This window comes from Paraburkholderia sp. CHISQ3 (assembly GCF_030464945.1).
Lineage (GTDB): Bacteria > Pseudomonadota > Gammaproteobacteria > Burkholderiales > Burkholderiaceae > Paraburkholderia > Paraburkholderia megapolitana.
In genome coordinates this window covers 124,905-145,389 of record NZ_JALPRG010000009.1, presented here as the reverse complement: position 1 = coordinate 145,389, position 20,485 = coordinate 124,905, and the positions used below count along the sequence as shown (strand labels likewise).

The window sequence follows — 20,485 nt, the reverse complement described above, 5'->3', positions numbered from 1 at the left end:
GGGAAATGTGGCGCCACAGTTGCCGAGGGGGCTATTTTCGAGAACCAGATCAATACCCGATGGAGCGGATTTACCAAAGCAGTCACAGGAAATGATGAAATTTCGACTCATTGAGACGGGCAATTTCACGCGGCCCTTTCGTGTTGGATCGTTCGTCCTTGGAGCCTTGCTAATCTACCTTCCCACGAAGTACGTGACGTCGCCGGTTGCTTGGGGAATATGTTTTCTCCTTGGATTGCTATTCATGGTTGTTGGTGGATTCACGTCGTGGGCGAAGACGTTGGACCTTAGACCGTTTGAGAACGGCTACAAGAAAGCACGAGACAGCTACAAGACGAAGGACGACAAACAGGACGAACCAAAATGAACGTAACAATATCCGACAAAGTAACGTCGGAAGACAGCGTCGCCATCGCACAAATCTCGCTTTACCTGTTTGCGATTCTGCAAGTGGTGGTCGCGCTCATGATGGCCGGCAGGGTTTGTCCTCTCGGCGCACCGCTGCGGGACTCAACAACGCAGCGCATGTTGACAACTACAAATGCAGTTGTCGACGTTTTGTGCTTGCCGGTTGGCGGCCTGCTTCTCGTGTGGTGCTTGAATCGTTGGATCGCGCCGGTGTGGCGCATCGCGCTTAGCGTATTCCTGCTCAACAGCGGCGTCGCTGCACAAGCGATAGTTGCACAACCAAACTCGTATCCGGCCGCGACATGCACTCCCTCCGTCGCCGATGCGATGTCGGTGGGGAGCAGACGCGAGTGATAGGAAATATGCAAATTCGTGGGCGTCAGACTGACCTTTACAACCGGCAGCTTCACCAGAGCGAGTATGACAAGGCCAGGCAGCATGCGAAGGCAGTAGCCAAAGAGCTTGGCATCAGTGAACAGGATGCCGAAGGTCGCATCGTTGCCGAGATGCTGCGCAATTCTGACAAGCAGACGGCGGAAGCGTCGGGAGGCAAACACGATTACGAAATCCGCAGCATCGTGGGTTGTCAGAACCTGAACTGCGACGGCTATAAGGATGACCCGCAGTATGCGAATCACGATTTCAACAGCCAGTACGTCAAGCTGAATCAGCAGGCATATGACTTCGGACAGCAACACCTCGGGACCGGACGCAATGATGCGGAGTTGAGACAGCAGAACCTGCCCTATGAACGAACAGGAAAACTCATAATTGCCGGAGCAGCTTGTCTAGTATCGGGCCCCATCGCATGCAAAGCTGCGCTATCAAGCTTTGGAGCAACACTAGGACTTAGTTATCTGAGTGGCACACCGCTAACGACGGCGGAGACGATGGGTGGTCTTTATGGCGGAGCGCTTGGTGGAATATACGGACAAAACTTGGCAGCCTGGTCGACTGGTAGCAGTTCCTTTATGCAAACAGCCGTTCTATTCGTATCGAAGACAGGAACGATCACCGCGGGCAAACAAATTGGCACATCGCTAGGCAACACCACTGGGCTAGGTCAGTCCGTTGATCCAATGTTCGATCCGTCGACAAATCCGTGGTGGGGAGCAAAAAACACATGGAACCAGATAAAAGACGGCACGAAATGACAATGCAACTAGGTGCAATCGCCATAACACTTCTTTCTCTGCTTATCACATTTTTTGCTTTCGGACGAAAGATTGGGGAGACATTTTCTGCAAAATTCCGCTATTGGCTGAAATCAACACTTGTATTGGCGCCGATATTGTTTGCGTGGTTTTCATATTGCGATGTGGCCGCTATGAGTCCATTGGGTGCCCTCATAAGTGTCTGTCTTGCCGGCGTATTCACATTCGGGAGGGCGTATTTTGTTGCGATGTTGACTTGATGGACCTTCAATTCAGCAATATCGAGAATCATCCGAAGAGCTCGGCACCGTCGCAGGGCTTCGCGTTGACAGGGAGCTTGCTGGCAGGCGGCATGGGGGGGCTGCTGGGCGGCGTGCTCGGTGCGCAGGTCGGCGATGAGGCGGGCGGAACGACGCGTGCGGCAGTGAGCGCGGGCAGGATCGCGGTGAGGTCAGACGAGGGGAGCGGGAAGGACAGTACGGCGGGCCTGTCGCGGGATACGGCGCACGCGAACCAGACGGTGGAGAACACGTTCAACCTGCAGCGGATACAGAACGATCTGGCGTTGAGCCAGGTGTTTGGGCGTACGGCGACGTTTGCGATGGCGGAGGTGTCGGAGCGGCTGGCGGCGGGTAGTCCGGAGATGGCTGCGCTGTTTAAGGAAGGAGGGGTGGGGCGCGGGGCGATGCATGTGGCGGTGGCGGCGATGGGTGCGGCGATCTCGGGAGGGAATCTGGGGGCGGCGGTGGCGGGCGATGCGCTGCCACGGCTGGCGCAACCGATCATCGAGCAGGCGGTGGCGCAGTTGCCGGTGGAGGCGCAGGTGTCGGTGCGTAATGCGCTGAATGCGGTGGTGGCTGCGGGTGGAGGGGCAGTGGGGGGAGGGCTGGTGGCTGGGGCGGGTGGGGCGGTGGGTGGGATGGGGGCTGGGAGTAATAACGAGGTTTACAACCGGCAGCTTCACGTCGATAAAGACCCGTACCGCGACGAAAGAACGCTAGCGAAGCAACTCGCTGACAAGAGCGGTGGCAGGTACACGCAGGTGCAGGTCGAGGAACAGCTTCGTATCATGGGCGTGTCCACCAACGGTCAGCATGAATCGGGCGCGCCGGATACGTTGATCGGGCAGGCGCCGATGGATGCGGGGGCGGGGTGGATATATAGCGGCACCACGGTCGATGGCAAGCCGATTCTGACGCAGGTCACCGCGCAGGCCGATCCGCAGTTGCAGGCGTATATCCTGGCGAACGCGAACTCGGCTGCACCAAACGAGGCACCGAGTGTCTTTCAGTATGATCGTTCGCCGAACAATCGTTGGGGATTCAGTGTGACGGGGCCGTTCACGCAATTCAATAAGGTGGACGCTGATTTTATGAGGAGTACGACGGCGGACGCGGCGTCGATGGTTTCGACGAACGCGGGGCGATTTAGCGCGGCAAGTGGGGCTGCAGCCGCAATTCCGTCGCCATATGCCCTAGGGTTTGCCGCCGCAGCGTTCGGCGGAACGGTCTTGGGCTATGGTGCGAATATCGTGGAGCAGCTTGTTAGGCCTAATCCAATTGAGTTTAGTGTAGATAGCACAGTCGATCTTCTACTGTATAGGCCGGCTGAGAGATTCCCGCTTTGGGGGCCGGCGATTAACGAGATGGGAAACTCAATCAAGAACTCGGATTGGTTGAATCAGTTGAAGGGAAAGGGTGATCCCAAAGAATGAAGAAAATCCGTGTCATGGACGATGGGAATTTAAGCGGCTGGTTGCGCACGGTCCTTTGTGTGATGGGGGCGGGTATTGTTTATTGGAGCGTCCAGTATGCACATTCAATGCTGCTTATGTCGGTCGGATTATTACTTGCGGCCATAGGTGGCTATGCTAGTCGTGCTCGCATGCTGAAAATAAAGCCGTTCGACAACAGCTATAAGAAAGCTCGTGACAGCTACAAAGTGAAAGACGAAAAACTGGATGAGGGAAAATGAATGAAACAACTCTCGACAAAACGGTGAACGCAGACAGATTCGCTGTTGCCCAGGTAATTCTGTATCTATTCGCATTCCTCCAGGTGCTAGTGGCGCTGGGCACAGGTATCGGAGGAGCATCAGTGGAGATTCCCCCGCAAGGCTCAATGATGCAACGGGTGTCGGCCACGACCAACGCGATCATCAACATCCTCAGTTTTGCTGTTGGGTATGTGCTGCTCGCCCGTTGTCTCTATCGATGTACAACGTTGGTATGGCAGATCGCGATGTGCGTTTTTCTCATCAACGCAGGCGTCGCTGTACTTGCATTCGCAGCGAGGCCAAATCCATACCCGGTCTTGACGTTTTGTCTGTCGATCTCTGGGGCGATTTCGGTCTGGAGAAGTCGAAGCGTAATGAGACCCCGTGCAGAACCGGAAGCGATACGTTGATCTCTACAACCTCCAGTTGCATCCCGGAGAAACGACACTAACAAAGCAACTTACCGACAAGAGCCCTCACAGGAACACGCAGGCGCCGATCAATCCGACCAACGTCGGATACGCGATTGAAGGTTACAGCGTTGGCAACCGCGAGGTAGAGTTTTCGAATCTCGACGGACGAGTAGGGCGCCGTCGGTCATTGCTGGAAACGACTTGAAATCAATAGAGGAGTAGTGCCAACAAAGCGATGCCTCATTAGTTATTAGCGGTCGGCTTACAGGTGCTGGGAAGCCATTACCGGAAATCTTGAAATCTGTCGAATCGGGGATAGAAAAAGCAATGAAACGAACCACACGGCTGGCGGCCTTGCCTATCACAGCCCTGGTATCGCTCGGGGTGCACGCGCAACAGACTCCTACGCCCGCCGACGAGGCCGCTGCTGCGCGGGCAAACACAGAAAGGGATCGCCAGGCACAACAGCAACACGACGCACAGCAACGCGACGCGACTGTACGCGCGCCTTCAGCACGCTCCGATTTACCGAAGCCCGAAACGTATCCACCGCTACCTTCTGAGCAACCGTGCTTCCACATCAGCCGCTTCACACTCGACGTGCCTGACTCGCTACCTGCGGCCGTCAAATCATCGGGAGCCTCAACGTTGCCAATGGACCGTTTCGCCTTCGCCCACGAATGGCTGAACCACTACGCGGGCCAGTGCATCGGCCAGCAAGGCGTTGACGCACTAGTAAAAGGTCTCTCCCAAGCGATTCTGTCACGCGGTTACGTCACCACGCGCGTACTCGTCCCCGAGCAGGACTTATCGAGCGGCACACTCAAGCTCGCCTTGATCCCCGGCGTCATTCATCACATTCGCTTTGCCGACGAAAAACTATACGGCACATGGAAACCGGCCTTCCCGACAAGGGATGGTGACCTGCTGAACCTGCGCGACCTCGAACAGGGCCTGGAGCAGATGAAGCGCGTCTCGAACCAGGACGTATCGATGCAGATCGTCCCCGGCGAGCAGCCAGGCGAAAGTGACATAGTGCTCGATGTGAAGCGGAGCAAGCCGTGGACACTCGTCGCATCGATCGACAACTCCGGCGCGCGCGCCACCGGCAAGCTGCAAGGCAATCTCTCGATCGGCGTCTACAACCCACTCGGTCTGAACGACATCTTCAACATCGGCGCGAGCCAGGATCTTGAATTCGGCGACAGACGCCTCGGTTCACACGGCTGGAATAGCTTCTATTCGATTCCGTGGGGCTACTGGACCGCCACGTTGTCGGGGTACACGAACACCTACTACCAGCAGATTGCCGGTGTGAATCAGACGTTCGTCGCGAGCGGTAACTCGAAAACGGTCGATTTCAAGCTGGCCCGTGTGCTGATGCGCAACCAATATGACGTATTGGGCGGGTATCTCCGACTATCGCGCCGCTTTGGTCGGAGTTTTATTGAGGATACCGAGATTCCCCAGCAGCGCCGCAATAACACGATCATTGAAATCGGCATGACCGATCGGCACTACTTCGCCAGTGCGCAGTTCGATGGCGCACTCGCGTACCGGCAGGGCGTCGGAGCATTCGGCGCACAGGACGACGTGTTTGCAGCGGCCGGTGGTCCGACCTATCGCTACCGGATGGCCGTGCTCGACGCGAACCTGTCGGTGCCATTCGCAATCGCGAAGCAGCCGTTCCGCTATGTCGGAACGTTCCACGGCCAGTACACCGGGGACACGCTGTACTACATCGATAACCTGACGATCGGCAGCCGCTACACGGTACGAGGTTTCGACGGGGAAACGCTGCTGGCAGCTACGCGCGGGTTCTACTGGCGCAACGAACTGCAAATGCCGATCGGCCAAACCGGACACGCGCTCTATTCGGGATTGGACTATGGCCGGGTCTTGGGCGCGCAGCCGATCGCACTGGCTGGCACGCAACTCGCGGGCGCGGTGATCGGCGTAAGGGGCAATGCCGGCAATCGACTGGGGACGTATGCGTATGACCTGTTTGCGGGCACGCCGATCTACAAGCCGTCTGGATTTCCGACTGCGCGCGTTACGGTCGCCTTCCTGGCGACCTCGCAGTTCTAGGTCGATTGTGTCAAGACTATCCCAAGTCTAGATTCTCCGTGCGGCAGCTTTTGCGTCGCGTCTTTTATACAGTAATCGCGCAAGGGAAATTGAGATCAAGTCGAAAAATTGAACGTCGTAACTTGTTAGGAATATTTAGCAATAAAAGGAATTAGTAATGAGAAAGCAATTTCTTCTGGCAAGCCTGGTAAGTTCAACCGTCTTGCTCGCGGCGTGTGGTGGGAGCAACGGCGGGAACATCAATGGAGGAACGAGCACCTCAAACGATAACGCGGCCGAAACACCAACTACCGCTCCGCCCAATTCTTCGACACCACAGCCTTCGGTCCACGCAGCATGCCGGCCCGACGGCAGCTTTACCTATTCGGGGTCCGCCTCTCAAGTAGCGGCAAACAACGGACAACTGGCTGTGGTGGTGGTCCCCACACTACCCAATGCCTATGCGAAGAACAGGAACATGACTGCCGCAGACGTACCCGCATCGAGTCTCGTACAGCAACCGGGTGGCGCGTTCACGACGCTTGCCTCATCGGCGACGGAGACGGACTGTCTTGGGCTCGAACACGGGGCGGTGACGGAGATTCAGAGTGTCGGCAGCGATGTGGCGATCGGCCGGTGGAACAAGGCCATGGACACGGATGGCAACACCTATAACGATCAGCAAGGCGTTCACTACGCGGTCGGTAGGCCGCTGTCGCTGTCCGCGACGAGCGGCACGCTCGCGTGTACTCAATTGATCGCAGACGCGGTGGCGAGCGACGACGGTAGCCCGGGCGGCACGCTTGGAACAAGCTCCGCTACGCTCGATCTCGCGACGCGCACGCTCAACAATCTGAACCTGTCGATCGATTGGGCGGACACTCATCGCACGGTAACGAGCACACAGGCGCCGTTGAATGGCGTCTCGACGAACGGGCCGTTGCTGGTTCAGTCCGTTGTCGTGGGCCGCGATGCGACGCAGCCGATGGTCGCCGTCGGTTACTCGACAGTATCGTTTGGTGGAGTCGTAGTCCTGTCGTGCCATTGACCTGCGCCGACTGTTAAGTTCGTCAACGGAAAGGAGGGTTAATAACCACGCCGGGTCGTTTAAGAAAATCAAATTGATGGTGTGACGTAATTTGTTAGTTATGTTTAAAGATTAAAGGGGTGGAAAATGCAAAACAAACTGTTTGTGATGAGTCTTCTGAGCTCTACGGTCCTTCTGGCAGCGTGTGGCGGTAGTGGAGATGGCAACAACGGAAGTGCGGCGAACAGCAACCGCTCAACCGGTTCGACTGCGCAAACCGGGACGACTCCTACGGCACCGTTCTCCTGTCCGGCCGACTACAGGAGGATAAGTCTCTCGAACAACAGCGTGATCGCGAACGTGAGTCTGAATATCAGAAGCGACGACGGCATTGCGACCCTGACAGTCAAGACACCTGCAGACGGGAAGACAGGCGATCTGATCATCTGTCTCGGCAAACCCGATCCGGTGCCTGCTGGCGTGACAGCAAACTACGTCTATGAAGTGAAGTCCTCGAGTGATCTGAGTGTGATGGCGTCTTCGACACTGACGCTGAACTTCGCATCCGACGTCGTCCCCGATCCGAACCCGCCGGTCATCGAGTTCGCTGATGTCACGAATGGAAGTGTGGTCTACAAGCCGCTGGTTCAGGGGGCATCGTTTGCGGGGGCGCCGAACTACACCCTGGCTGCAAACGCACAGGTCCCCGGTCTGTACGTGGTGCGTCTGACGAAGTAACGGCTCCGTTTCGATCGGACATAAAAAAGCCCGGCACAAAACCGGGCTTTTCCACACCACCGCATCTCAACAGAGACGCGGCTGCTAACGCGGCAACTACATCACACTCAAGCCGCGAGCAACGACCGCAGCACGAACGGCAGAATCCCACCGTGCTTGTAGTAGTCGACTTCGATCGGCGTATCGATACGCAGCAGAACCGGCACACGCTTCGTGCTGCCGTCCTTGCCGTGGATCACGAGCGTGACTTCCTGCTGCGGCTTGAAGTCGTCGCCGAGACCTTCGACATCGTAGGTTTCCTCGCCGGTGATACCGAGCGATTGCACGCTATCCGAGCCCTTGAACTGCAGCGGCAGCACGCCCATACCGACCAGGTTCGAACGGTGAATCCGTTCGAAACTGCGTGCGACCACGGCCTTCACGCCGAGCAGTTGCGTGCCCTTCGCCGCCCAGTCGCGCGACGAACCCGTGCCGTACTCTTCACCCGCGAACACAATGGTCGGCGTACCCGCATCGATGTACTTCATCGCTGCGTCGTAGATCGACAGTTGTTCGCCATCCGGCTGGTGAATCGTCAGGCCGCCTTCGACGCGCGTGCCATCCGCCTTCACCGGGATCATCAGGTTCTTGATCCGGACGTTGGCGAACGTGCCGCGCATCATCACGTCGTGGTTGCCGCGACGCGAGCCGTAGCTGTTGAAGTCGGCCTTCTGCACGCCGTTAGCCTTCAGCCACTTGCCGGCCGGCGAGTCTTCCTTGATCGAGCCTGCCGGGCTGATGTGGTCGGTCGTCACCGAGTCGCCGAAGATGCCGAGCGCACGTGCACCCGTCACTGCGGCGATGCTGGCGGCCGGCGTCATCGAGAAGTCGTCGCCGAAGAACGGCGGCTCGGCGATGTAGGTCGACTTCGGCCAGTCGTAGACCTGACCTTCTTCGCCTTCGATCTTGCTCCAGAGGTCGCCCTTCTTCGTGAGCTGCGCGTAGTTCTTGCGGAACGCGTCGGCGTCCATCGCGAACTTGAGCAGCGCGTTGACTTCGTCGCTGGTCGGCCAGATGTCGCCGAGGTAGATGTCCTTGCCGCCCTTGCCCTTGCCGACCGGTTCGGTCATCAGGTCGCGCGTGATGTTGCCGGCGATCGCGTATGCGACGACGAGCGGCGGCGACGCGAGGAAGTTCGCGCGGATGTTCGGGTGGATACGCGCTTCGAAGTTACGGTTACCGGACAGCACGGCGGCCGCGACGATGTCGTTCTTCGTGATTGCTTCGTTCAGCTCGGGCGTGAGGTCGCCCGCGTTGCCGATACAGGTCGTGCAGCCGTACGCGGCCAGTTCGAAACCGAGCTTCGACAGGAACGGCAGCAGGCCGGTCTTCGTCAGGTATTCGGTAACGATGCGCGAGCCGGGAGCCAGCGACGTCTTGATGTGCGGCGCGATCGTCAGACCGGCTTCGACAGCCTTCTTCGCGAGCAGGCCGGCGGCGAGCAGCACGCTCGGGTTCGACGTGTTCGTGCACGACGTGATCGCGGCGATCAGGATGTCGCCGTTCTTCACGTTCACGCCATTGCTCGTCGTGTATTGCGCGTCGAGGTCAGCGGCTTTCTTCGCAAAGCCGTTTTCACCGACCGGCTTCGAGAACAGGTCGCTGAAGGTCGACTTCACGTGACCGATTTCAATACGGTCTTGCGGACGCTTCGGACCGGCGAGTGACGGCGCCACCGTACCGAGGTCGAGCGTGACGACCTTCGTGTAGTCGATCTGGCCGTCCTTCGGAATACCGAACAGACCCTGCGCCTTGAAGTAGTTTTCGAACGCGGAGATTTCAGCGTCGGTGCGGCCGGTGCCCTTGAAGTAGTCGATGGTTTTTTCGTCGACCGGGAAGAAGCCCATCGTTGCGCCGTATTCCGGCGCCATGTTGCCGATCGTCGCGCGGTCTGGCAGCGACAGCGACTTCGTGCCTGCACCGAAGAATTCGACGAACTTGCCGACGACCTTCTCTTTACGCAGCAGTTCGGTGACGGTCAGCACGAGGTCGGTGGCGGTCACGCCTTCGCGCAGCTTGCCCTTCAGATGCACACCGACCACGTCCGGCGTCAGGAAGTACACCGGCTGGCCGAGCATGCCGGCTTCCGCTTCGATACCGCCCACGCCCCAGCCAACCACGCCGATACCGTTGATCATCGTCGTGTGGCTATCCGTGCCGACGAGCGTATCCGGGTAGTACACGGTGTCCTTGCCGTCAGCCTTCTTGTGCACGCCGCGAGCCAGATATTCGAGGTTCACCTGGTGGACGATGCCGACACCCGGCGGCACGACCTTGAACGTATCGAATGCCTGCATACCCCACTTCATGAACTGGTAGCGCTCGTTATTGCGCTGGAATTCCAGTTTCATGTTGAGGTCGAGCGCGTCCTTCTGGCGGAAGTAATCGATCTGCACCGAATGGTCGACGACGAGATCGACCGGCACCAGCGGTTCGATCGCCTTCGGGTTCTTGCCGGCGCGCTTCGCGACGCCGCGCATTGCAGCGATGTCGGCGAGCAGCGGCACGCCGGTAAAGTCCTGTAGCACGACGCGCGACACGACGAACGGGATTTCGTCGACGCGCGATGCGCTCGGCTTCCAGTTCGCGAGTTGCTCGATGTGCTCTTCAGCGATCTTCTTGCCGTCGTAGTTGCGCAGCACCGATTCCAGCACGATGCGGATCGATACCGGCAGGCGGTCGATCTTGATGTTCAGCGCCTTGCCGAGTTGCGGCAGCGAGTAGAACTTGCCTTTACCGGAACCGCTGTCGAATTCCTTGAGCGTTTTGTGGAGATTGTGGGCCATGGTGTTTTTCCCTGGTTGAATCGCGGGTCGTGGAGATAACGGTGCTACTTTCTTCAAACTAGATCACATACAGATCGACATATTCGTTGACGGACATGGCCTCGAGCCGTGCCTGATCGAGCGAGATGTCGAGAATGGCTTGTTGCTGCTTCACCGGAAAGCGTCGCGCGAGGTTGGTGCGAAACTTCTCGACCAGCAGCGGGATGCCATCGGTGCGGCGGCGCTTATGACCGATCGGGTACTCGACCACCACCTCGTCGAGCACCGTACCGTCGTTGAACTCGACCGTCAGCGCATTGGCAATCGAGCGCTTGTCCGGGTCGTGGTAATCCTTCGTGAACTGCGCGTCTTCCACGCAGGTCATCTTCTCGCGCAGCACATCGATGCGCGGGTCCTGCGCGATTGCGTCTTCGTAATCGCTGGCCGTCAGACGGCCGTAGATCAGCGGCACCGCAATCATGTACTGGATGCAGTGATCGCGATCGGCGGGGTTATTCAACGGCCCTTTCTTGTCGATGATGCGGATCGCTGCTTCATGGGTGCGGATCGTGATCTTCGCGATGTCTTCGACCGTCTTGCCCTTCGCTTTCAGCTGGCCGTGCAGCGTCATCGCTGCCTCGACTGCAGTCTGCGAGTGGAACTCGGCTGGAAACGAGATCTTGAACAGCACGTTCTCCATCACGTACGAACCATACGGCCGCTGGAACTTGAACGCGTTGCCCTTGAACAGCACGTCGTAGAAGCCCCAGGTCTTCGCGGTGAGCACCGACGGGTAACCCATCTCGCCCGTCTTAGCGATCAACGCGAGACGTACTGCGCGCGAGGTTGCATCGCCGGCGGCCCACGACTTGCGCGAGCCGGTGTTCGGCGCATGCCGGTAGGTGCGCAGAGAGTGGCCATCCACGAAGGCGAGCGACACCGCATTGATCAGCTCGTCGCGCGTAAGCCCGAGCAACTGGCCGACCACGGCGGTGGAGGCGAGCTTGACGAGCAGCACATGGTCGAGTCCGACGCGGTTGAACGAGTTCTCGAGCGCAATGCAGCCCTGGATCTCGTGTGCCTTGATCATGCCGACCAGCACGTCTTTCATCGTCAGCGGCTTGTTGCCGGTGGCGACGGCGTTGCGCGAAAGCCAGTCGGCGGTCGCGAGGATGCCGCCCAGGTTGTCCGACGGATGACCCCACTCGGCGGCAAGCCATGTGTCGTTGAAGTCAAGCCAGCGGATCATCGCGCCGATATTGAAGGCGGCTTGCACGGGGTCGAGCTGGAACTGCGTGCCGGGCACCTTCGCACCGTGCGGCACGATCGTGCCGGGCACGAGCGGTCCCATCAGCTTGGTGCAGGCGGGGTAGGAAAGCGCTTCGAGTCCGCAGCCGAGCGTGTCGATCAGGCAGTTGCGCGCGGTTTCCAGCGCGAGCGCGCTGTCGACCGCGTAGCCGAGCACGTAGTCGACGATATCGACGAGTACCTGATCGGGCTCGGGCCTGACGTTGGAAATCGGTGCGGACATCGAAGCTTCCTGGTAAGAACGATTAATTGTTCGGGTTCTTGATCAGCTCGTTCGATTGCGTCGGAGCCGGAGCACCCTGGCTCATCGCGGCCGTCTTGCATTCGTCGGCCAGACGCGAGCTGTCCTTGTCGGAGAACAACATTGCCTTCGTCGGGATCACGACGAGATCCATGCCGGAAGCGGCGTCGTGGAAGCGGTCGGCACCCGTCGTCGTGGCTTCGCGCGGCAGGTTGTAGTTCTTGCTGCCCCAGTGCACGGTGACGATCTGGTCGCGCTTCATGTCACCCTTCAGATCGAACGACAGGCCTTCGTTGCACGACCACTTTTCCGAACCGTCCGGCACCGCATCGACCTTCGCTTCCTTCGACGGATTGGCCTTGCGCTTGATCAGGCGGCGCTTCGGTGCCGGTGCTTTCGGCTTGGCCTTGGCGGTTGCAGCCGGTGCGTTGGCGGTTTGCGCGGACGCTTCAGGTACGGCGATCAGCATCGTGGTGGACAAAACACCGGCAACGGCGGCAATCAGCAGCTTATTCATGGGAGAAAACCCTCTCTATCGTTTTTGGTTAAACAGTTGACGGGTACAGGCAGCGCAACCGTCGGGATTGGACTCCACGCACTGTGACAAAGCGCGCAGCGGACGCTATTTTCTCCTATTTAGCGGCACGAACTTCAAATTCTCGGGACCGGTGTAATTTGCACTGGGTCGGATGATCTTGTTGTCGATGCGCTGCTCGATGATGTGCGCGCTCCAGCCTGCCGTGCGCGCGATCACGAACAACGGCGTGAACATCGCCGTCGGCACGCCCATCATGTGGTACGACACGGCGCTGAACCAGTCGAGATTCGGGAACATCTTCTTGACGTCCCACATCACGCTCTCGAGCCGCTCCGCGATATCGAACAGCTTCAGATTCGACGCTTCCTTCGACAGCTTGCGTGCCACTTCCTTGATCACCTTGTTGCGCGGATCGGAGATCGTGTACACAGGATGGCCGAAGCCGATCACGACTTCCTTGTTCTCGACGCGCTTGCGGATGTCGGCTTCTGCTTCGTCGGGGTTCGTGTAGCGCGACTGGATTTCGAAGGCAACTTCGTTTGCGCCGCCGTGCTTCGGACCGCGCAGCGCGCCGATCGCACCGGTAATCGCCGAGTACAGATCCGAACCCGTGCCGGCAATTACGCGGCCGGTGAAGGTCGAGGCGTTGAATTCGTGCTCGGCGTACAGGTTCAGCGACACATGCATTGCATCGACCCACGACTTCGACGGAGCAACGCCGTGCAGCAGATGCAGGAAGTGACCGCCGATCGAATCGTCGTCGGTCTCGACCTCGATGCGCTTGCCGTTATGCGAGTAGTGATACCAGTAGAGCAACATCGAACCGAACGAGGCCATCAGGCGGTCCGCGATATCGCGTGCGCCGGGCAGATTGTGGTCGTCCTTCTCCGGCAGTACCGTACCTAGCACCGATGCGCCGGTGCGCATCACATCCATCGGATGCGCGGAGGCGGGGATCCATTCGAGCGCAGCCTTCAGGTTGGCGGGCAGGCCGCGCAATGCCTTGAGCTTCGTCTTGTAGGCGGCGAGTTCGGCGCTATTCGGCAGCTTCTCGTGCACGAGCAGATAAGCGATCTCCTCGAATTCGCACGCACCGGCGATATCGAGAATGTCGTAGCCGCGGTAGTGCAGGTCGTTGCCCGTACGGCCGACCGTGCACAGAGCCGTGTTTCCTGCCGTCACGCCTGACAGGGCGACGGACTTTTTCGGTTTGAAGCCAGCTGCGCCTGGTTGCGCGGCGGATTGCGGCGCTTCGCTCATCTCCTGCGATCTCCTTGTGGCCCTGCTCACTTCCTGTTGAACGGCACGTCGAGCTTAAGCTCGTACGCGTGACAGCTGATGCTTCCGGACAGCGCTTCGGTGCGGGTCGCCATCGTCCTGGCCGCGGCCTGGTTCAGCATGCGCAACGGCTTCTGACCATGCATATTCACGACGTGCGCCCCTGCTGTGAATCCACTGGCGCAAACAGCGGCGCGGCCTCAGCGGGCACCGTGTGACCCGTCGAGCGCGCACGGCGCAGCACCGACCAGTAGTAGCGATAGCTCGCGCGATCGTGCAGCGTATCGTGGTACCGCGTCGGACCCCACTGCGCGTGTTGCGCGGCGAGCAGGATATCGGCGGCGGTGGCGATTTCCTCGTCGCGCGGCGCGAACGCCGCAACGATGACCGGCACTTGCGCGGGGTGGATGCTCCACATCCGCGTATAGCCGAACTCGTTGCGCGCCCGAGCGGCATCGCTGGCGACCACGGTCATGTCGCGCACTTCTGTCGATACGTTATGCGACGGCACCTTGCCATGTGCGTGACACGCCGCGGCGATTTCCAGCTTCGCGCGACGCACGAGCGGATGATCGAACTGGCCCGGCGAGCGCATCGCGCTATCGGGAATCGCGCCATCGTGTGCGGAGACGAAGTCCATCAAACCGAAGCTCAGCGCTTCGACACCAGGTAGCGCAGCGAGATCGAACGCACGCGCGAGCGCACCGTGCGTTTCGACCAGCAGTTGCACCGGCACAGGCTGGGCAATGCCGAGTTCGCGGCGCGTCGCTTCGATGAACGCGCACATTTCGGCGGCGTCCGGGACATTGCGGATTTTCGGAAGCGTGATGTAGGCGGGCGCACGTTGTGCAGCACGCAGGATGATGCGCACGTCGTCGCGCCAGTGCGGATGAGCGAAATCGTGAATGCGCACGCCGACGCGGCCGAAGCGATCGTGCTCGCTGCCGGGGAACGACGCGACGAGTTCCGCGTGCTCCGCTTCGTGGCCGACCTGGGCGCCGTCTTCGCAATCGAGCGTAACGTCGAACACCGCACCAAGCTCCTGCTGTAGTGCAAGCGATTTCAGCATCAGCTTCTCGCTGCCGGCGTAGTGATCGCAGGCAGGCAGAACGGCTGGGGGCGCTTCGCCGTCAAACAGCACTTCGGCGGGTGTGAGAGCGCGCATCGTCGGCGTCAGGAGCGTGGGTCGTCTTAGGGAGAAACCTGATTCGGGTGCGTTCTGCGGGAGCGCTGCGATGACACAGTGCGGTGGGCAAAACGCGCCCGGATCAGGCGCGAACCCGGCACACGACGATTCGAAAAAAACCGCCGTGCGCGAATTCGCATGTCAAAACCAGTTGCGTGAAAAAACCGGTGCTCGTCGTACTTCAACGAGCCCGGTCTTGCCGCGCGGCTCGCGACTATTAGCCGAGTAGATGCTGAACGCCGTCGCGCTCTTCGAGCAATTCGTTCAGCGTGTGATCCATCTTCTCGCGGGCGAACGCGTCGATGGCCAGACCTTCCACGCGCTTGTATTCGCCGTTTTCGCACGTGACGGGCACGCCGTAGACGATGTCTTCAGGAATGCCGTACGAGCCGTCCGACGGAATGCCCATCGTGACCCACTTGCCGTTCGTGCCGAGCACCCAGTCATGCACGTGGTCGATCGCCGCATTAGCCGCCGATGCCGCCGACGACAGCCCGCGCGCTTCGATAATTGCCGCGCCGCGCTTGCCGACCGTCGGAATGAACGTGTTGCGATTCCATTCGTCGTCGTTGATCAGCTTGGTGAGGTCCTGGCCTTCTGCCGTTGCAACGCGGAAGTCCGGGTACATGGTCGGCGAGTGGTTGCCCCACACAGCGAGCTTTTCGATCGATGCGACCGGCTTGCCCGACTTCGCAGCCAGTTGCGACAGCGCGCGGTTGTGGTCGAGACGCAGCATCGCGGTGAAGTTCTTCTTCGGCAGATCGGGTGCCGACTTCATGGCGATGTAGGCGTTCGTGTTGGCCGGGTTGCCGACCACCAGCACTTTCACATCGCGGCTCGCGACTTCGTTCAGCGCCTTGCCTTGCACCGTGAAGATTTCGGCGTTTGCCGACAGCAGGTCCTTACGCTCCATGCCCTTCGAGCGGGGACGGGCGCCGACCAGCAGCGCGACATCGACGTCCTTGAACGCGACCTTCGGGTCGTCGGTGACCACGACGCCCGCGAGCAGCGGGAATGCGCAGTCTTCGAGCTCCATCACGACGCCTTTGACGGCGCCTTGCGCCTGCGGCAGGTCGAGCAACTGCAGGATCACGGGCTGGTCTTTGCCGAGCATGTCGCCGTTCGCGATGCGGAACAGCAGGGAGTAACCGATTTGACCTGCGGCGCCGGTGACGGCAACACGCTTTGCGGGCTTAGCCATTGAAAATCTCCAGGACGATGCGTTAGTGCGTTAGACGCTAGGGAAAAACGCCATTTTATATGCGCGTTAGACAAAGCGTCGTTGAAACACGGCGGAATTCGCTGCGCGCGGGCTTGCGCTGAACCGGGCGGAAGCCGGGGAGCGCCGCTGCGCGGCCGTCGTGCCGGGTAATCTGTACAACCGAGCGGAGTGCGGGACGCTGTTGGTACCGTAGCGGCCGTTGCGCCTGCCGGCTCCTGCTACAGCGCGTTTCGGCGCGCGTCCGGCGGGGCGCCGGCGGGCCAGTCGAAACCTGGACTGCATGAGAGAACAGCATGGTGCAGGGCGGCTTTTGGTGCGTGACAGCCATCGGGAAAAGCGCCGTACGACAACCCGCAAACCCTTGCTCGACAAGGAGTGTAGGATTCGGCAGACGCAAAGTCAACATTATCTTATGTCTTATATAAGACATAAGTATCGCCGGGAAAGGGCTGGACGCAAGATGGGCCTTTATGATGAAATGCGCGGATGACTTCGAACCAGGCGAGCACTGCGAATCCTATCGGCCCGGCGGGCTCAGGCGACGGCGTGCCCGCTGGCGCACCCACTTCTTCCGCGGGGGCCGCGCCTGCTGCTTCAGCACCCGCCGCAGCCCACGCATTGCCCACCTCGCCGACCTTCAGCCCGCTGTATCAGCAGATCAAGGGGCTGATTACGCAGAGCCTCGAGTCGGGCGAATGGAAACCCGGCGAAATCATTCCCAGCGAAGTCGAACTGGCCGCCCGCTACAAGGTGAGTCAGGGCACCGTGCGCAAGGCAATCGACGAACTCGCCGCCGATAACCTGCTGGTCCGGCGCCAGGGCAAGGGCACTTTTGTTGCTACGCACAACGAAGACCGTGCCCAGTTTCGCTTCCTCAGATTGCTTGCCGATGACGGCGACGAACATCCGCACGTCAGCCGGCTGCTCGAATGCCGGCGGCTGCGCGCCCCGGCGGAAATTGCCCGCCAGCTCGATCTGAAGCCCGCCGATCCCGTCGTGCTGATCAAGCGCCTGCTGCAGTTCGATGGCGAAACTACGGTGCTCGACGAAATCTGGCTGCCAGGTGGCATGTTTCGCGGCCTCACGCTCGAGCGCCTGTCGGAGTACAAAGGGCCGCTCTACGCGATGTTCGAGACGGAGTTCGGCACGCGCATGATCCGCGCATCCGAGAAAATCCGCGCGGTGGCAGCCGATCCGGCCGTGGCCGAACTGCTGCACGTGCCGGCTGGTTTTCCGCTACTTTCGGTGGAGCGCGTGTCCTATACGTACGGCGATCGACCGGTCGAAGTGCGTCGTGGCTGGTATGTCACAACCGGGTATTACTATCAGAACGATTTGAGCTGACGATCTGGCTCAAGACAACGCGCGAGGACCTGTGCGAAGCACGCGCCAGGCCGCTCAAACACGCAATTGTTGCCCGCTCCGTAAAGCTCCTGCGCGGTTTTTCGCTGCAGCGCGATATGAAAAGGCGCTAAAATCGCGGACTAGTGTGACTACAAAGTAGGGGTCTAGCATGGCTGAAGCCGTAAAAAAACCGAGGCCGGAGTTCCGGAACATCGGTATCGGACAGATCTTGACGGCATACCGTCTCCCGCTAGCGGGGCGGGTGTCGATCCTGCACCGCCTGAGCGGTGGTCTGCTCTTCGTGTTCCTCCCGTTCCTGCTGTACCTCTTCTCGCAAAGCCTGACATCAGAAATCAGCTTCGAGTTGTTCAAGGATTTCCTCTCCAACATCGTCGTCAAGCTCATCACGCTGGTTCTCGCGTGGGCCTTCCTGTTTCACTTCTGCGCCGGCGTTCGCCATCTGGTGATGGACACACACCGCGGCGTGACGAAGGAAGGCGGCAAGCAGACGTCGATCGTCGTGCTGGTCCTGTCGTCGCTACTCACCCTCGCTTTTGCAGCAAAACTCTTCGGAGTCTTCTAAAAAAATGGCATCCCACAATCGAATCGGCCCGAAGCGCCTCGTCGTCGGCGCGCATTACGGGCTGCGCGACTGGCTCGCGCAACGCATTACCGCCGTCGTGATGGCGGTCTACACCGTGATCCTGCTCGCGTGGTTCTTCGGTGCGAAGGACTTCTCCTATGAAGGCTGGTCGTCGATCTTCGCCACGCAGTGGATGAAGCTCGCCACGTTCGTCGCGTTGCTGTCGCTGTTCTATCACGCCTGGGTTGGCATCCGCGACATCTGGATGGACTACATCAAGCCCGTCGGCACGCGGCTCTTCCTGCAGGCGCTGACGATCGTCTGGTTGCTCGCGTGTGCGGGCTACGCTGCGCAGATTCTCTGGAGAGTGTAAAAGAATGGCTGCAATCAAGAATTCTCTGCCGCGTCGCCGCTTCGACGTCGTCATCGTCGGTGCAGGCGGTTCGGGCATGCGTGCGTCGCTGCAACTCGCGCGCGCAGGTCTGTCGGTCTGCGTGCTGTCGAAGGTGTTCCCGACGCGCTCGCACACGGTCGCCGCGCAAGGCGGTATCGGTGCTTCGCTCGGCAACATGAGCGAAGACAACTGGCACTACCACTTCTACGACACGATCAAGGGTTCCGACTGGCTCGGCGACCAGGACGCGATCGAATTCATGTGCCGTGAAGCGCCGAATGCGGTCTACGAACTCGAACACATGGGCATGCCGTTCGACCGCAATGCGGACGGCACGATCTATCAGCGTCCGTTCGGCGGTCATACCGCGAACTACGGCGAAAAGCCGGTGCAACGTGCCTGCGCGGCAGCTGACCGTACCGGTCACGCGCTGCTGCACACGCTGTATCAGCAGAACGTCGCGGCGAAGACGCAGTTCTTCGTCGAATGGATGGCGCTCGATCTGATCCGCGACGCCGAAGGCGACGTGCTCGGCGTGACCGCGCTCGAAATGGAAACCGGCGACGTCTATATCCTCGAAGGCAAGACCACGTTGTTCGCTACAGGCGGCGCGGGCCGGATCTTCGCGGCATCGACGAATGCGTTCATCAACACCGGCGACGGTCTTGGCATGGCGGCCCGCTCGGGCATCGCGCTGCAGGACATGGAATTCTGGCAATTCCACCCCACCGGCGTGGCCGGTGCCGGCGTGCTGATTACCGAAGGCGTGCGCGGCGAAGGCGGCATTCTGCGTAACTCGGACGGCGAGCGCTTCATGGAGCGCTACGCGCCGACGCTGAAGGATCTGGCGCCGCGCGATTTCGTCTCGCGTTCGATGGACCAGGAAATCAAGGAAGGCCGCGGCGTGGGTCCGAACAAGGATCACGTGCTGCTCGACCTGTCGCATATCGGCGCCGAGACGATCATGAAGCGTTTGCCGTCCATTCGCGAGATCGCGCTGAAGTTCGCGAACGTCGACTGCATCAAGGAACCGATCCCGGTCGTGCCGACCATCCACTACCAGATGGGCGGTATTCCGACGAACATCCACGGGCAGGTGGTGGGAACGTCGAAGGGTCACGAAGATCCGGTCAACGGTTTTTACGCAGTGGGCGAATGCTCGTGCGTGTCGGTGCACGGTGCGAACCGTCTCGGCACGAACTCGCTGCTCGACCTTGTTGTGTTCGGTCGCGCGGCCGGCAATCACATCGTCAAGCACGTACGCGAGATCAAGGACCACAAGCCGCTGCCGGCCGATGCAGCCGAGTTCTCGCTGGCACGTCTCGACAAGCTCACGAAGTCGACCTCGGGCGAATACACGCAGGCCATCGCCGGCGACATCCGCGCGTCGATGCAGGCACATGCAGGCGTGTTCCGTACATCGAAGCTGCTGGCCGAAGGTGTCGACAAGATCAAGGAACTGGCCGAGCGGGTCGAACACGTCCATCTGAAGGACAAGTCGAAGGTGTTCAACACGGCACGTGTCGAAGCGCTGGAACTGGCGAACCTGATCGAAGTGGCGCGCGCCACGATGGTCTCCGCCGAGGCGCGCAAGGAAAGCCGCGGCGCGCACGCGCAGAGCGACTTCGAACATCGCGACGACGAAAACTGGCTGCGTCACACGCTGTGGTTCAGCGAAGGCGATCGCCTCGACTACAAGCCGGTGCATATGCAGCCGCTGACGGTCGAATCGGTACCGCCGAAAGCGCGGACGTTCTAAGCCCAAGCCAAATCAAAGGAACTGGA

Annotated in this window: 19 protein-coding genes; 12 read left to right on the top strand and 7 right to left on the bottom strand. The window is 59.9% G+C overall.

What is annotated here, in order from left to right; genetic code table 11:
• Positions 1–363: 363 nt before the first annotated feature.
• From M0D65_RS21815 to M0D65_RS21780, 8 genes are all read left to right on the top strand, one after another.
• Entirely contained in the window at positions 364–762 is a 399-nt protein-coding gene (locus M0D65_RS21815) for a hypothetical protein (protein WP_266254521.1), read from the top strand.
• An 8-nt stretch (positions 763–770) separates the two neighbouring features.
• Positions 771–1,562 (top strand): hypothetical protein, encoded by a 792-nt coding sequence (locus M0D65_RS21810; protein WP_266254520.1) that lies wholly within the window; start codon positions 771–773, stop codon positions 1,560–1,562.
• 259 nt (positions 1,563–1,821) lie between these two features.
• Positions 1,822–3,276, top strand: coding sequence for a hemolysin (locus M0D65_RS21805; protein WP_266254519.1), 1,455 nt, complete (start codon positions 1,822–1,824; stop codon positions 3,274–3,276).
• Positions 3,273–3,536 carry a hypothetical protein gene (locus M0D65_RS21800; protein WP_266254518.1) on the top strand — a complete coding sequence of 88 codons (264 nt, stop codon included), beginning with the start codon at positions 3,273–3,275 and terminating at the stop codon, positions 3,534–3,536. Before M0D65_RS21805 ends, M0D65_RS21800 begins: the two co-directional genes overlap by 4 nt.
• A complete protein-coding gene (locus M0D65_RS21795) occupies positions 3,533–3,967 on the top strand; it encodes a hypothetical protein (protein WP_266254517.1) in 435 nt (144 codons plus the stop codon). The genes M0D65_RS21800 and M0D65_RS21795 overlap by 4 nt, the downstream gene beginning before the upstream one ends.
• Positions 3,968–4,297: 330 nt before the next feature.
• On the top strand, positions 4,298–6,058 hold the full coding sequence (locus M0D65_RS21790; RefSeq protein WP_266254516.1) for a ShlB/FhaC/HecB family hemolysin secretion/activation protein: 1,761 nt from the start codon (positions 4,298–4,300) through the stop codon (positions 6,056–6,058).
• 457 nt (positions 6,059–6,515) lie between these two features.
• Positions 6,516–7,085: a hypothetical protein gene (locus M0D65_RS21785; protein ID WP_266254515.1), complete on the top strand. Its 570-nt coding sequence runs from the start codon at positions 6,516–6,518 to the stop codon at positions 7,083–7,085.
• A 126-nt stretch (positions 7,086–7,211) separates the two neighbouring features.
• Positions 7,212–7,802: a hypothetical protein gene (locus tag M0D65_RS21780; RefSeq protein ID WP_266254514.1), complete on the top strand. Its 591-nt coding sequence runs from the start codon at positions 7,212–7,214 to the stop codon at positions 7,800–7,802.
• Positions 7,803–7,909: 107 nt separating this feature from the next.
• Here M0D65_RS21780 and acnA read toward each other — a convergent pair whose 3' ends face one another.
• The 7 genes from acnA to M0D65_RS21745 form a co-directional block, all read right to left on the bottom strand.
• A complete protein-coding gene (gene acnA, locus M0D65_RS21775) occupies positions 7,910–10,627 on the bottom strand; it encodes an aconitate hydratase AcnA (protein WP_091012469.1) in 2,718 nt (905 codons plus the stop codon).
• Between the two features lie 58 nt (positions 10,628–10,685).
• Complete coding sequence (locus tag M0D65_RS21770; RefSeq protein WP_266254513.1) at positions 10,686–12,137, bottom strand: bifunctional 2-methylcitrate dehydratase/aconitate hydratase; 1,452 nt, start codon at positions 12,135–12,137, stop codon at positions 10,686–10,688.
• A gap of 22 nt (positions 12,138–12,159) precedes the next feature.
• On the bottom strand, positions 12,160–12,672 hold the full coding sequence (locus M0D65_RS21765) for a hypothetical protein (RefSeq protein ID WP_266254512.1): 513 nt from the start codon (positions 12,670–12,672) through the stop codon (positions 12,160–12,162).
• Positions 12,673–12,777: 105 nt separating this feature from the next.
• Positions 12,778–13,953 carry a 2-methylcitrate synthase gene (gene prpC, locus M0D65_RS21760; protein ID WP_091012477.1) on the bottom strand — a complete coding sequence of 392 codons (1,176 nt, stop codon included), beginning with the start codon at positions 13,951–13,953 and terminating at the stop codon, positions 12,778–12,780.
• 26 nt (positions 13,954–13,979) lie between these two features.
• The gene (locus M0D65_RS21755; protein WP_170275674.1) at positions 13,980–14,123 is read right to left on the bottom strand and encodes a hypothetical protein; all 144 of its coding nucleotides are present in this window, start codon (positions 14,121–14,123) and stop codon (positions 13,980–13,982) included.
• Entirely contained in the window at positions 14,120–15,136 is a 1,017-nt protein-coding gene (locus M0D65_RS21750; protein WP_091012479.1) for a CoA ester lyase, read from the bottom strand. Before M0D65_RS21750 ends, M0D65_RS21755 begins: the two co-directional genes overlap by 4 nt.
• A 238-nt stretch (positions 15,137–15,374) precedes the next feature.
• Complete coding sequence (locus tag M0D65_RS21745) at positions 15,375–16,358, bottom strand: malate dehydrogenase (protein WP_091012481.1); 984 nt, start codon at positions 16,356–16,358, stop codon at positions 15,375–15,377.
• Positions 16,359–16,865: 507 nt separating this feature from the next.
• On the opposite strand from M0D65_RS21745, the gene M0D65_RS21740 reads away from it, so the two are divergent.
• The 4 genes from M0D65_RS21740 to sdhA all read left to right on the top strand — a co-directional run bounded on the left by M0D65_RS21740 (position 16,866) and on the right by sdhA (position 20,459).
• Complete coding sequence (locus tag M0D65_RS21740) at positions 16,866–17,723, top strand: GntR family transcriptional regulator (RefSeq protein WP_266254511.1); 858 nt, start codon at positions 16,866–16,868, stop codon at positions 17,721–17,723.
• Positions 17,724–17,892: 169 nt separating this feature from the next.
• A complete protein-coding gene (sdhC, locus tag M0D65_RS21735) occupies positions 17,893–18,306 on the top strand; it encodes a succinate dehydrogenase, cytochrome b556 subunit (RefSeq protein WP_091012486.1) in 414 nt (137 codons plus the stop codon).
• A 4-nt stretch (positions 18,307–18,310) separates the two neighbouring features.
• Entirely contained in the window at positions 18,311–18,679 is a 369-nt protein-coding gene (gene sdhD / locus M0D65_RS21730) for a succinate dehydrogenase, hydrophobic membrane anchor protein (protein ID WP_266254510.1), read from the top strand.
• A gap of 4 nt (positions 18,680–18,683) precedes the next feature.
• A complete protein-coding gene (sdhA, locus tag M0D65_RS21725) occupies positions 18,684–20,459 on the top strand; it encodes a succinate dehydrogenase flavoprotein subunit (protein ID WP_096725525.1) in 1,776 nt (591 codons plus the stop codon).
• Positions 20,460–20,485 lie beyond the last annotated feature (26 nt).

What these genes read in the sequence shown, in the direction of transcription:
- M0D65_RS21810 (WP_266254520.1), top strand. Translation starts at nt 771, where the DNA reads ATGCAAATTCGTGGGCGTCAGACTGACCTTTACAACCGGCAGCTTCAC.
- M0D65_RS21815 (WP_266254521.1), top strand. Translation starts at nt 364, where the DNA reads ATGAACGTAACAATATCCGACAAAGTAACGTCGGAAGACAGCGTCGCC.
- M0D65_RS21800 (WP_266254518.1), top strand. Translation starts at nt 3,273, where the DNA reads ATGAAGAAAATCCGTGTCATGGACGATGGGAATTTAAGCGGCTGGTTG.
- M0D65_RS21750 (WP_091012479.1), bottom strand. Translation starts at nt 15,136, where the DNA reads ATGCGCGCTCTCACACCCGCCGAAGTGCTGTTTGACGGCGAAGCGCCC.
- sdhD (WP_266254510.1), top strand. Translation starts at nt 18,311, where the DNA reads ATGGCATCCCACAATCGAATCGGCCCGAAGCGCCTCGTCGTCGGCGCG.
- M0D65_RS21785 (WP_266254515.1), top strand. Translation starts at nt 6,516, where the DNA reads ATGACTGCCGCAGACGTACCCGCATCGAGTCTCGTACAGCAACCGGGT.
- M0D65_RS21740 (WP_266254511.1), top strand. Translation starts at nt 16,866, where the DNA reads ATGACTTCGAACCAGGCGAGCACTGCGAATCCTATCGGCCCGGCGGGC.
- prpC (WP_091012477.1), bottom strand. Translation starts at nt 13,953, where the DNA reads ATGAGCGAAGCGCCGCAATCCGCCGCGCAACCAGGCGCAGCTGGCTTC.
- M0D65_RS21765 (WP_266254512.1), bottom strand. Translation starts at nt 12,672, where the DNA reads ATGAATAAGCTGCTGATTGCCGCCGTTGCCGGTGTTTTGTCCACCACG.
- sdhC (WP_091012486.1), top strand. Translation starts at nt 17,893, where the DNA reads ATGGCTGAAGCCGTAAAAAAACCGAGGCCGGAGTTCCGGAACATCGGT.
- M0D65_RS21795 (WP_266254517.1), top strand. Translation starts at nt 3,533, where the DNA reads ATGAATGAAACAACTCTCGACAAAACGGTGAACGCAGACAGATTCGCT.
- sdhA (WP_096725525.1), top strand. Translation starts at nt 18,684, where the DNA reads ATGGCTGCAATCAAGAATTCTCTGCCGCGTCGCCGCTTCGACGTCGTC.
- M0D65_RS21745 (WP_091012481.1), bottom strand. Translation starts at nt 16,358, where the DNA reads ATGGCTAAGCCCGCAAAGCGTGTTGCCGTCACCGGCGCCGCAGGTCAA.
- M0D65_RS21805 (WP_266254519.1), top strand. Translation starts at nt 1,822, where the DNA reads ATGGACCTTCAATTCAGCAATATCGAGAATCATCCGAAGAGCTCGGCA.
- acnA (WP_091012469.1), bottom strand. Translation starts at nt 10,627, where the DNA reads ATGGCCCACAATCTCCACAAAACGCTCAAGGAATTCGACAGCGGTTCC.
- M0D65_RS21790 (WP_266254516.1), top strand. Translation starts at nt 4,298, where the DNA reads ATGAAACGAACCACACGGCTGGCGGCCTTGCCTATCACAGCCCTGGTA.
- M0D65_RS21770 (WP_266254513.1), bottom strand. Translation starts at nt 12,137, where the DNA reads ATGTCCGCACCGATTTCCAACGTCAGGCCCGAGCCCGATCAGGTACTC.
- M0D65_RS21780 (WP_266254514.1), top strand. Translation starts at nt 7,212, where the DNA reads ATGCAAAACAAACTGTTTGTGATGAGTCTTCTGAGCTCTACGGTCCTT.